General features: G+C 71.9%; 10 protein-coding genes. 7 read left to right on the forward strand and 3 right to left on the reverse strand.

Features of this window, described 5'->3' with window-relative positions:
* The first annotated feature begins 160 nt into the window (after positions 1-160).
* From SCAB_RS28125 to SCAB_RS28135, 3 genes are all read left to right on the forward strand, one after another.
* Positions 161-2818 (forward strand): alpha/beta fold hydrolase, encoded by a 2658-nt coding sequence (locus SCAB_RS28125; RefSeq protein ID WP_013003480.1) that lies wholly within the window; start codon positions 161-163, stop codon positions 2816-2818.
* Positions 2815-3711 carry an ABC transporter permease gene (locus tag SCAB_RS28130; RefSeq protein ID WP_013003481.1) on the forward strand — a complete coding sequence of 299 codons (897 nt, stop codon included), beginning with the start codon at positions 2815-2817 and terminating at the stop codon, positions 3709-3711. The genes SCAB_RS28125 and SCAB_RS28130 overlap by 4 nt, the downstream gene beginning before the upstream one ends.
* A 169-nt stretch (positions 3712-3880) precedes the next feature.
* Positions 3881-5494 (forward strand): vWA domain-containing protein, encoded by a 1614-nt coding sequence (locus SCAB_RS28135; protein WP_013003482.1) that lies wholly within the window; start codon positions 3881-3883, stop codon positions 5492-5494.
* Positions 5495-5509: 15 nt separating this feature from the next.
* Here SCAB_RS28135 and SCAB_RS28140 read toward each other — a convergent pair whose 3' ends face one another.
* A complete protein-coding gene (locus SCAB_RS28140; RefSeq protein ID WP_013003483.1) occupies positions 5510-6166 on the reverse strand; it encodes a chorismate mutase in 657 nt (218 codons plus the stop codon).
* A gap of 123 nt (positions 6167-6289) precedes the next feature.
* Between SCAB_RS28140 and SCAB_RS28145 the strand changes: the two genes are divergently transcribed.
* Positions 6290-8215 carry an AMP-dependent synthetase/ligase gene (locus SCAB_RS28145; protein ID WP_037729595.1) on the forward strand — a complete coding sequence of 642 codons (1926 nt, stop codon included), beginning with the start codon at positions 6290-6292 and terminating at the stop codon, positions 8213-8215.
* An 83-nt stretch (positions 8216-8298) separates the two neighbouring features.
* Here the strand turns inward: SCAB_RS28145 and SCAB_RS28150 are convergent, their stop codons facing one another.
* A complete protein-coding gene (locus SCAB_RS28150; protein WP_013003485.1) occupies positions 8299-8727 on the reverse strand; it encodes a rodlin in 429 nt (142 codons plus the stop codon).
* A gap of 173 nt (positions 8728-8900) precedes the next feature.
* Entirely contained in the window at positions 8901-9329 is a 429-nt protein-coding gene (locus SCAB_RS28155; protein ID WP_013003486.1) for a rodlin, read from the reverse strand.
* 256 nt (positions 9330-9585) lie between these two features.
* Between SCAB_RS28155 and SCAB_RS28160 the strand changes: the two genes are divergently transcribed.
* The 3 genes from SCAB_RS28160 (at position 9586) to SCAB_RS28170 (ending at position 11602) form a co-directional block, all read left to right on the forward strand.
* Positions 9586-9996: a rodlin gene (locus SCAB_RS28160; protein WP_013003487.1), complete on the forward strand. Its 411-nt coding sequence runs from the start codon at positions 9586-9588 to the stop codon at positions 9994-9996.
* Positions 9997-10249: 253 nt separating this feature from the next.
* Entirely contained in the window at positions 10250-10507 is a 258-nt protein-coding gene (locus tag SCAB_RS28165; protein ID WP_013003488.1) for a chaplin, read from the forward strand.
* 108 nt (positions 10508-10615) lie between these two features.
* Positions 10616-11602 carry a chaplin gene (locus tag SCAB_RS28170; protein ID WP_013003489.1) on the forward strand — a complete coding sequence of 329 codons (987 nt, stop codon included), beginning with the start codon at positions 10616-10618 and terminating at the stop codon, positions 11600-11602.
* The last annotated feature ends 33 nt before the right edge of the window (positions 11603-11635 follow it).

Here is an 11635-nt window from a genome sequence, read left to right on the forward strand (position 1 = left end):
GGACGGGTAGGGGCGGCGGGGGCGACTTATCAGGTTGCTGTCAGCCAAGCGACGTACCGCACCCGCTGTATGCCGAATTCCCCCCGTACGACCGTGGGATGTCCCACCCTCCCCCCTCAGGGGGCCGAGACACGCCACCACACCCCCGTACCGTTGACGCATGGATCTTCGACTGACCGGCCCGCGCCTGCGCGGAGCGCTCCGGCGGAGGCCGCGTCGCGCTCTCGCCGCCGCGGCCGCCGTGGTCGTGCTCGCCGGCGCCGGTACCTGGACGGCCACCGCCTCGGACGAGGCGGCGCCGGTGAAGCGCACCGACCGGGCCGTGGACACGGCCGAGGGCGTACGCATCGACACCTCGTACTTCACCTCCGGCGGTGACGGCCGCCGCCCGGCCGTCCTGCTCGGGCACGGGTTCGGCGGCAGCAAGAACGACGTCCGCGAGCAGGCCGAGGACCTCGCCCGCGACGGCTACGCGGTGCTGACCTGGTCCGCGCGCGGCTTCGGCAGGTCGACCGGCAAAATCGGGCTGAACGACCCGAAGGGCGAGGTCGCCGACGTCTCGAAGCTGATCGACTGGCTCGCCACCCGCCCCGAGGTGCAGCTCGACAAGAAGGGCGACCCGCGCCTCGGCATCGCCGGCGCCTCCTACGGCGGGGCGATCGCGCTGCTGACCGCCGGGTACGACGACCGGGTCGACGCCATCGCGCCCGCGATCACGTACTGGAACCTGGCGGACGCCCTCTTCCCGAACGGCGTCTTCAAGAAGCTGTGGGCCGGCCTGTTCGTCAACACCGGCGGCGGCTGCGAGAAGTTCGAGACCCGGCTGTGCGAGATGTACCAGCGGGTCGCCGAGTCGGGGCGGCCCGACGCCGAGGCCGTGAAGCTGCTCGCCGCACGCAGCCCCGAGGCCGTCGGCGACCGCATCAAGGTGCCCACCCTGCTGATGCAGGGCCAGACCGACTCCCTCTTCCCGCTCGGCCAGGCCGACGCCGCCGCCGAGGCGATCAAGGCCAACGGCGCCCCCGTGGACGTCGACTGGATCTCCGGCGGCCACGACGGCGGCGACATGGAGACCAGCCGCGTCCAGGCCCGCACCCGGGCCTGGTTCGACCGCTACCTGAAGGACGACAGGGGCGCCGACACCGGCTCCGCGTTCCGCGTCACCCGCACTCTCGGCGCCGGCTCCGGCGACGGCGAGCCCCGCCTCGCCGGCACGACCGACGACACCTACCCGGGCCTGGAGAGCGACCTCACGAAGATCGCCCTCGCCGGACGCGAGCAGAGCTTCGAGAACCCGGCGGGCGCCAACCCGCCCGCCATCTCCGCCCTCCCCGGCCTCGGCGCCGGTGGCGGCCTGGCCCAGCTGTCCTCCCTCGGCGTCGGCATCTCCCTCGACTTCCCCGGCCAGTTCGCCGCGTTCCAGTCGAAGCCCGTCGCCGACGACCTGCAGATCACCGGCTCGCCCACGGCCACGGTCCATGTGAAGTCGACCAGCGAGGACGCCGTCCTCTTCGCCAAGGTGTACGACGTCGGCCCGGACGGCAGGTCCCAGGTCCTGCCCTCCCAGCTCGTCGAGCCCCTCCGCGTCGAGGGCGCCGAGGCCGGCAAGGACGTGACGCTCACCCTTCCCGCCATCGACCACGAACTCGACGACGGCCACCGCCTCCGCCTGGTCCTCGCCTCCACCGACCTCGGCTACGCCTCCCCGACGACCCCGGCGACGTACACCGTCTCCCTCAAGGGCGACCTGGAGGTGCCCACGCCCCTCGGCGGGGCCGACCGCACGGACGTCCTGCCCGCCTGGGTCTGGTACCTGCCGGTCGCCGGTGCCGTGATCGCGGCCGTCCTCCTCGTCACCGGACGCCGCCGGACCGTCACCCCGGCCCCCGACCCGGCGCTCGCCGAGGTCCCGCTGCAGATCACCGACCTCAGCAAGAAGTACAGGAACGGTGACCGGTACAGCGTCCGCGACCTCTCCATCCGTGTCGAGAAGGGCCAGGTCCTCGGCCTGCTCGGACCGAACGGCGCCGGCAAGACGACCACCCTGCGCATGCTGATGGGCCTGATCCAGCCGGACGGCGGCCAGATCCGCGTCTTCGGCCACGCGATCGTGCCGGGCGCCCCGGTCCTCTCCCGCGTCGGCGCGTTCGTCGAGGGCGCGGGCTTCCTCCCGCACCTGTCCGGCCGCGAGAACCTGGAGCTGTACTGGGCCGCCACCGGCCGCCCCGTCGAGGACGCGCACCTCGACGAGGCCCTGGAGATCGCCGGCCTCGGCGACGCGCTGGCCCGCGCGGTCCGCACCTACTCCCAGGGCATGCGCCAGCGCCTGGCCATCGCCCAGGCCATGCTGGGCCTGCCCGACCTCCTGATCCTCGACGAGCCGACGAACGGACTCGACCCGCCGCAGATCCGCGAGATGCGCGAGGTCATGATCCGGTACGCGGCGGCCGGCCGTACCGTCATCGTCTCCAGCCACCTGCTGGCCGAGGTCGAGCAGACCTGTACGCACCTGGTCGTCATGGACCACGGGCAGCTCGTCCAGGCGGGCCCCGTGAGCGAGATCGTCGGCTCCGGCGACACGCTGCTGGTCGGCACGTCCGAGCCCGTGGACGAACCGCTCGTCGAGAAGATCGCCGCGCTGCCGGGCGTCGGCTCGGCCGTCCGCGCCGACGACGGCCTCGTGGTCCGCCTCGACGCCGACGGCAGTGCTCAGCGCCTGGTCGCCGAGCTGGTCCGGCTGGAGGTCCCCGTGGAGTCGGTCGGCCCCCACCGCCGTCTCGAAGACGCCTTCCTCACCCTGATCGGAGAGTCCGCATGAGCACGCTGGCCGAGCGTGCCGAGCACGCGAGCCCCGGGTCCGGCCGGCCCGTGGAGGTCGCCGAGGGCTACTGTGCCGGCCGCACCCTGCCCCTGAGGGTCGAGCTGGTCCGCCAGCTGAAGCGCCGCCGCACGATGGTCATGTTCGGCATCCTGTTCGCCCTGCCGCTCGTGCTGCTGATCGCCTTCCAGATCGGCGGCACGCCCGGCGAGGGCAACAACCGGGTCAACCTGATGGACACGGCCACCGCGTCCGGCGCGAACTTCGCCGCGGTGAACCTGTTCGCCGCGGCGGGCTTCCTGCTCGTCATCCCCGTCGCGCTGTTCTGCGGCGACACGGTCGCCTCGGAGGCCAGCTGGTCCTCCCTGCGCTACCTCCTCGCCGCGCCCGTGCCGCGCGCCCGGCTGCTGTGGTCCAAGCTCGTCGTGGGCCTCACCCTCAGCCTGGCGGCGATCGTGCTGCTGCCGGTGGTCGCCCTCGCGGTCGGCACGGCCGCCTACGGCTGGGGCCCGCTGGAGCTGCCCACCGGCGGCACCCTCGCCACGGGCGCCGCCGCACAGGCCCTGGCCGTCACCGCGGGGTACATCTTCGTGTCCCAACTGGTCACCGCCGCCCTGGCGTTCTGGCTCTCCACCCGAACGGACGCCCCGCTCGGCGCGGTCGGCGGCGCCGTCGGCCTCACCATCGTCGGCAATGTGCTCGACTCGGTGACCGCCCTCGGCGACTGGCGCGACTTCCTGCCGGCGCACTGGCAGTACGCCTGGCTGGACGTCGTCCGCCCGCAGCCCGAGTACACCGACATGATCCAGGGCGTCTCGGTCTCGGTAACGTACGCGCTGGTGCTGTTCGCGCTGGCCTTCCGCGGTTTCGGCCGCAAGGACGTCGTCTCCTAGGTCACCGGAGGATCACCCACCGGTCTCGGCGGCCGCCCGCCGTGGCCGCTTCGAGACGCATCCGCAACACCCCGTGGCGCACATCCGGGCCCCCCGCGCCGTCACAGTCACAACAGCCGGCCGCGAGAACCCGCGGAACGGCGGCGGACGACGTGGCGAGGGGGCCCGGATGCACACGTATCGCAGGAGCACGCCGACGACCAGGACGAGGACCCGGACGACGGGGCCGAGGCGGACGGCGGGGCGGCGGGCGAGCACCGCGCTCCTCGCTCTCGGCGCCGCCTGCGCCCTGCTCCTCACCGGCTGCGGCAACAGCGGTGACAGGGGCGACTCCTCCTACGACCGGGGAGGCAACGGCGGCAAGGCGGACGGCTTCCCCGCCCCCGCGCCCGACGGCCCCGACTCCGGGGAACAGCGGGGCGAACACCAGGACGACGGCTCCGGCGACTTCGCCCCGGCCCCCGACCACCTCTCCACCTTCGCCCTCGACGTCGACACCGCCTCCTACGGCTACGCCCGCCGCACCCTGGACGACGGCGGCCTCCCCGACCCGTCGACGGTCCGCCCGGAGGAGTTCGTCAACAGCTTCCGCCAGGACTACGAACGCCCGGACGGCGACGGCTTCTCGGTGACCGTCGACGGCGCCCGCACCGGCCCGGGGAACTGGTCCCTGGTCCGTGTCGGCCTCGCCACCCGGGCCGCCGGCGACCGTCAGCGCCCGCCCGCCGCCCTCACCTTCGTCATCGACGTCTCCGGCTCCATGGCCGAACCGGGCCGCCTCGACCTCGCGCAGGACGCCCTGCGCACGATGACGAACCGGCTGCGCGACGACGACTCCGTGGCCGTCGTGACCTTCAGCGACGAGGCCGAGACCGTGCTGCCGATGACCCGTCTGGACGGCAACCGGGGCGAGATCCGCGAGGCCGTCGCCGGCCTGGAGCCCACCGACTCCACCAACCTCGCGGCGGGTGTGGAGACCGGCTACGAGACCGCCGTCGAAGGGCTGCGCAAGGGCGCGACGAACCGGGTCGTCCTCCTCTCCGACGCCCTCGCCAACACCGGCTCCACCGATGCCGACACCATCCTCGAACGCATCGCGGGCGAACGCCGGGAGCACGGCATCACCCTCTTCGGCGTGGGCGTCGGCAGCGACTACGGCGACGCGCTCATGGAACAGCTCGCCGACAAGGGCGACGGCCACACCACCTACGTCTCCACCGAGGAGGAGGCGGAGAAGGTCTTCTGCGAGGAACTCCCGCGCCACGTCGACCTCACCGCCCGTGACGCCAAGGCGCAGGTCTCCTTCGACCCGGCGACGGTCGAGGAGTTCCGTCTGATCGGCTACGACAACCGGCAGGTCGCCGACGAGGACTTCCGCGACGACCGTGTCGACGGCGGCGAGATCGGCCCCGGCCACACCGTCACCGCCCTCTACGCCGTCCGCACCCGGAGCGGCACCGGCGGCGGCCACCTCGCCACCGCCACCGTCCGCTGGCTGGACCCCGACACCCGGACCCCGCACGAGGAGGCGAAGGGCCTGGAGGCGTCGGCCCTGCACGCGGACCTGTGGTCCGCCTCCCCGTACGGCCTCCGGGTGGCCGCCGCGGCCGCCTACTTCGCCGACGCGCTCCGCGGGCAGGACTACAGCCGGCCCGGCATCCCGGGCCGGCCCTCCCTGAGCCGGCTGGGCCACCGGGCGGACGATCTGGCCAGGGAGCGCGAGGACAAGGACCTCACCGGCCTCGCGGGGGCGATCAGGACGGCGGACGTGCTGATGGGCTAGGCCGTGTCGTTCGGTTCATCCCCGAGCTGCAGGGCCCGGCCCGCAGACCGAGGGCAGCGCCCGCACCAGACCCTGCCCGTGCAGCCGGTCCAGCCGGTGGTCGACCGCGGACCACACCGCAGCCACCCGCAGCCGGGGCCCGCACGACGCCCCGGCCCGCAGGGACTCCGTCTCCTGGAGGGCGCTCAGCAGCCGGGTGGTGATCCGGTCGAGCACCGGCCGGACCTCCTTCACCAGGTCGGGCCGCTCGGTGGGCCGTTCCTCGGGGTGCGCGTCCCACCGGGCATAAAGGCCGCGCTGCACCAGCTTGTTGGCCTCGATCTGGTCCCGGAACACGGCGGTGACGGCATCCGGGTCGAGGCCGAGCCCGACCGCCCGTGCCGCCACGTCGTCGAGGATCGCCTTCTCCCGCACGGGATCGTCGATCGGCGTGGCCGTCCCGTACTTCGCCGCCGCGACCTTGTCCGCGACGAGCAGCCGCTCGGCGAACAGATCCGTCAGGGCGGTGAGCGACCGGGCGCCGGGAGCCGTACGAGGAGGAGTGGAGGGCGATTCGGCGGCGACCGGCGAAGCACCCGGCGGAGCCAGGGCGGACGCGGAACCGGCGGAGAGACAGACGGAGAGGGAGGCGACTGCCGAGATCAGGGTGAGGCCGAAGCGGTGGGGGCGCATGATCCACACCTAATCACGCGCCCGTTCGCGACCCTCGCAGTCATACCGAAGCATTGATATTTCCTTACGTACCGGTAAGTTGACTCGCCGGTAACGTCATTCGTGGAGCGTCGGGGAGTGGTGATGGGCGTACGCGGGGAATTGAACCGGGCGAAACAGCGCGGCGGCCTGACCGACCGCGCGAGGACCGAGGTCGTCAGGGACGCGCGGGGTGTCGTCCGCGAGGCACGCACGCCCGCCCTCGCGCCCGGCCTGGCCGGCGGCAGCATCGCCGACCTGCCCTTCGTCAACGCCGCCGAGGCACCCGACGCGGTGGTCCTGCGCCGCGCCGACCAGCACGGCACCTACCGTCCGGTGACCGCCGCCGCCTTCGCCCGCGAGGTCACCGAGACGGCCAAGGGACTGATCGCCGCCGGCCTCGAACCGGGCGGCCGCGTCGCGGTGATGTCCCGCACCCGCTACGAGTGGACGGTTTTCGACTTCGCCGTCTGGGCGGCCGGCGGCCAGTCCGTCCCCGTCTACGCCACGTCCTCGCCCGAGCAGATCGAGTGGATCGTCCGCGACTCCGGCTCGCGCTTCGTGGTCGCGGAGAGCGCCGAGAACGCGGAGGCCGTGGCCACCGCCACCGCCGGCCACTCCCAGCCCCCGCACGTCTGGCAGATCGACCGGGAGGCCCTCGCCCACCTCGCCGACCTGGGCCGGGGCGTACCCGACGACGAGGTCACCAAGCGCCGTGCCGCCCTCACCCCGGACACGGCCGCGACCATCTGCTACACCTCCGGCACCACCGGCCGCCCCAAGGGCTGCGTCCTCACCCACGCCAACCTCCACGCGGAGGCCGCCAACACGGTCGAACTCCTGCACCCGATCTTCAAGGAGATCACCGGCCAGGCCGCCTCCACGCTCCTCTTCCTCCCCCTGGCCCACATCCTCGGCCGCGCGATCCAGATCGCCTGCCTGATGGCCCGCATCGAGATCGGCCACTGCCCGAGCATCAAGCCCGACGAACTGCGCCCCGCCCTGCGCAGGTTCCGCCCCACCTTCCTCGTCGGCGTCCCATACCTCTTCGAGCGCATCCACGCCACCGGCCGCGCCACCGCCGAACGCCTGGGCCGCGGCGCCTCCTTCGACCGCGCCCACCGCGTCGGTGTCCGCTTCGCCCAGGCCCACCTGGACAAGTTCCTGGACCGGGGCCCCGGCCCGACGCCCGGCCTGTCCGCCGCCTGGGCCCTGTACGACCTGCTGGTCTACCGCCGTATCCGCAGGGAACTCGGCGGCCGGATGCGCTACGCCATCAGCGGCGGCTCCCCCCTCGACCGCGACCTCAACCTCTTCCTCTACGCCGCTGGCGTCATCGTCTACGAGGGCTACGGCCTCACCGAGACCACCGCGGCCGCCACCATCGTCCCGCCCCTGGAGCCCCGCCCCGGCACCGTCGGCCGGCCCGTCCCCGGCACCGCCGTCCGGATCGCCGACGACGGGGAGGTCCTCATCAAGGGCGCCATCGTCTTCGGCACCTACTGGAACAACCCGGTCGCCACCGACGCCGCCCTCACCGACGACTGGTTCGCCACCGGCGACCTCGGCGCACTCGACGAGGACGGTTACCTGACCATCACCGGCCGCAAGAAGGACATCCTCGTCACCTCCGGCGGCAAGAACGTTTCCCCAGCTGTCCTGGAGGACCGGCTCCGCAGCCGCCCGCCGGTCGGCCAGTGCATCGTGGTCGGCGACAACCGCCCCTTCGTCGCCGCCCTCATCACGCTCGACCCCGAGGACGTCACCCACTGGCTGCACGTACGCGGCATGTCCCCGGACACCCCGCTCTCCGAGATCGTGGCCGACCCCCGGATGCGCGCCGACGTCCAGCAGGCCGTGGACCACGCCAACCAGGCCGTCTCCCGCGCCGAGTCCATTCGTGAGTTCAAGGTGGTGGAAGGCGAGTTCAGCGAGGAGAACGGTCTGCTCACCCCCTCGATGAAGGTCAAACGCCAAGCCGTCATGGCGGCGTACGCGGCGGCGATCGAGTCCCTGTACGCGAAGAAGTGAACCGGGGCCGCCGTCTGCCGGAGCACGGCGAAGCGGGCCGCCGATGGACTCGGCGACCCGCTCCGGTGTGTCCGGTGGTGGCGTCAGTGGTGCTTGGCGCCGTTGCCGCCGCCGTTGCCGTTCCCGTTGCCGTTGTCGGACAGGATCGGGATGTCGGACAGGATGTGCGACAGCGGCTCGTCACCCTTGGCCTGGGTGGAGTTCTCGGTGCACTGCTGGTTCTGCGGGGCCGACAGGATCGGGATGTCCTGGAGGGCGACTCCGATCGCTCCGATGCCGCCGGCGTTGATCTTGGCCGGCAGGCCGATGCAGGGCTTGTTGAGCGAGCCCTGGACCAGCGAGAGCTGCGGGCTCATGTCGCCCTTGGTCACGGAGTTGCCGAACGCCTGGCTGGCACCGTTGCCGCTGAACGACGTGGTCCCGCCGTCGTCGGCGAGGGCCTGGGGCGCGACGCCGGCCGCGAGGCCGGTGAGGGAGGCGGCAACAGCCGCGGTGGCCCACAGCTTCTTCATGTTCGAACCCTTTCGGAAAGCGGACTCCGTTGCGGAGTTGCGCCTGGTCAACAGGACATCCGGCCAACAGTTGCGCTTAATGCCCCGATCGGCGCATTAAGCGGCTTATCGCGACACGTCGGTGTCACGGTGGGTCGCCCAGCGGTCGGCGACCGGTCCGCGCGGTCGTGGTGTCAGTGCTTCTTCGCGGCGCTGTTGCCGTTGTTGTTGCCGTTGCCGTTGTCCGAGAGGATCGGGATGTCGGACAGCAGGTGCGACAGCGGCTCGTCACCCTTGGCCTGGGTGGAGTTCTCGGTGCACTGCTGGTTCTGCGGGGCCGACAGGACCGGGATGTCCTGGAGAGCGACTCCCAGGGCGCCGATGCCGCCGAGGTTGAGCTTGGCGGGCAGGGCGATGCAGGGCTTGTTGAAGGAGCCCTGAATCAGCGCCATCTGGGGGCTCATGTTGCCGTAGGTCGCCGAGTTTCCGTACACCTGGTGGGCGTCGTTCCCGCTGAAGGTGGTGGTGCCGCCGTCGTCGGCGAGAGCCTGGGGCGCGGTGGCGGCCGAGGCTCCGACGACGGAGGCGGCGATCGTCGCTGCGGCCATGAACTTCTTGATCACTTGCGATGTCCCTTCATGGAAGAACCCCGTTCCACCGGAGCGCCATGGACAACTTCTCTCCGGACCGTCCGGTTGCTCCGATTCACTCCGTCGGCCCACGCGAGGGAGTGAGTGAGGGGGCGCGCGAAGCGTTTTCGAGCCCTGTGAGATCGCCGCCGTGAGCGGGCCGAACGGGTGATGTGCCGAAACCGCGGCGGGCATCCGGCCGTTGCTGCCAGAGCATGGACCCGCGGGTCCGCCAGGAAAGGAATGCGAAATGCTCAAGAAGGCAATGGCCACAGTCGCGGTCGCCGCTTCCATCACCGGCCTCGCGGCCGCCACCGCCACCCAGGCGCTCGCCGACGACGGTGGGACCACGTCCTTCAGCGGTAACGGTGCCAGCCAGGCGTTCGGCAACTCCGTGACCAAGGGCGACATGAGCCCGCAGCTCTCGCTGGTCCAGGGCTCGCTCAACAAGCCCTGCATCGGCCTGCCCGCCAAGCTCAACGTCGGCGGCATCGGCCTGCTCGCCGGAATCGCCGCCCAGGACATCCCGATCCTGTCGGCCCCGCAGAACCAGCAGTGCACCGAGAACTCCACCCAGGCCAAGGGTGACGAGCCGCTGTCGCACATCCTGTCCGACATCCCGGTCCTCTCGGACAACGGCAACGGCAACAACAACGGCTGACCGCCGGACCGAAACGCGGCTCGGGCCGCCCGCACGATGTGTGCGGGCGGCCCGGGCTTGTCGTCTTTCACCGTATGGGCCGATCGAGTGCCGCCGATAAGAATTTCCGACAATATTGCGGGGCGATCGGGTGAATTACCCTGCCCCCCGCGTTCCTCAGTTTCCTCCGGTGTCTATTCCTCGTTCGCAGACTGCGGGTCATGATGCGAGCCGTTCATGCTGTGCTCGCTCGGTTTCGGCCGTCAATTGAGGCATGACCGCAGAGAAGGGAAATGACGTGAAGCTCAAGAAGAGCGCTGCTGTCGTCGCCGGCGTGATCATGGCCATGGGTCTGGCCACCCCGGCCTTCGCCGACGCGGAGGCCCACGGCGCCGCCATCGGTTCCCCGGGTGTCCTCTCGGGCAACGTGGTGCAGATCCCCGTCCACGTGCCCATCAACGTGTGCGGCAACTCCATCAACATCATCGGTCTGCTCAACCCGACCGCCGGCAACGTCTGCGTCAACGACTGACGTCGTAGCGCATCGCAGCAGCCGTTCGGCTGTGCCTCAGCCGGTCTTGGAGTGTTCGCAACGGCTCCAAGGCCGGCTTTTCCCACTTCTTCGAGCAGGAAGAAAGAGATGCGACAGGACCTGCGCAAGAGAATGGTCGTGGCCGCCGCGGCGACGGGACTGCTGTCCCTCTACGGCACGTCGGCCCTCGCGGACACGGGCGCGCACGGCGCCGCCTCGAACTCGCCCGGTGTCGCGTCGGGCAACGCGGTCGAGGTGCCCGTCACCGTCCCGGTGAACGTCTGCGGCAACACCGTGGACGCCGCGTCCCTCGCCAATCCGTCCATCGGCAACGAGTGCGGCACCACGGGCGACCACGCCCCGGAGGAGGCCCGGAGCGTCCAGGACGCCCCGCAGCGCCAGGCCGCCCCGGTGGCGGAGCCCGAGTACGCGCCTGCCGCGGCGGCGGACCCGGAGGACTCCTGGGAGCAGGCGTACGAGGAGTACACCCGGCCGGACACCTACGAGGAGTCCACGCAGCCGGACACGCACGAGCAGTACATCCAGCCCGCGGAGCACCCGCAGTACGGGGACGACGAGGGCGACGAGGGCTACGGCGACGACGAGGGCTACGGCGACGACGAGGGCCACGGGAACGAGGGCTACGGGCACGACGGCGGATCGCCGGGCGGCCACGAGGACACCCCGGGCGACTACGGCGACGGCCCGGACACCGACGAGGACACCGAGGTCGGCTACGGCGACACCCCGCCCACCAAGCCCCCGCACCAGCCGCCGACGAAGCCGCCCACGACCAAGCCGCCGACGACCAAGCCGCCGACGGGCCACCCCAGCCCCACGGGCAAGCCGCCGACGACGAAGCCCCCGGTGACTACGCCACCCACGACCAAGCCGCCGACGCACCACCCCAGCCCCACGCACAAGCCTCCGACGGGCGGGCCCTCCACCAGCCACCCCCCGACGGACCACCCGCCCACCCTCCCCGAGACCGGCAGCGACCCCGAGGTGCTGCTCGCGGCCGGGGCCGCCGGCCTCGCGCTGATCGCGGGCGGAAGCATCCTGTACCGGCGGGGCCGGGCCGCTTCCCGTCGCTGAGCCGCGGCGGGTGCCGGGACGCGCGGCGCGCCG

Origin of the sequence: Streptomyces scabiei 87.22, assembly GCF_000091305.1 — a bacterium.
In the GTDB taxonomy this organism is placed as follows: domain Bacteria; phylum Actinomycetota; class Actinomycetes; order Streptomycetales; family Streptomycetaceae; genus Streptomyces; species Streptomyces scabiei.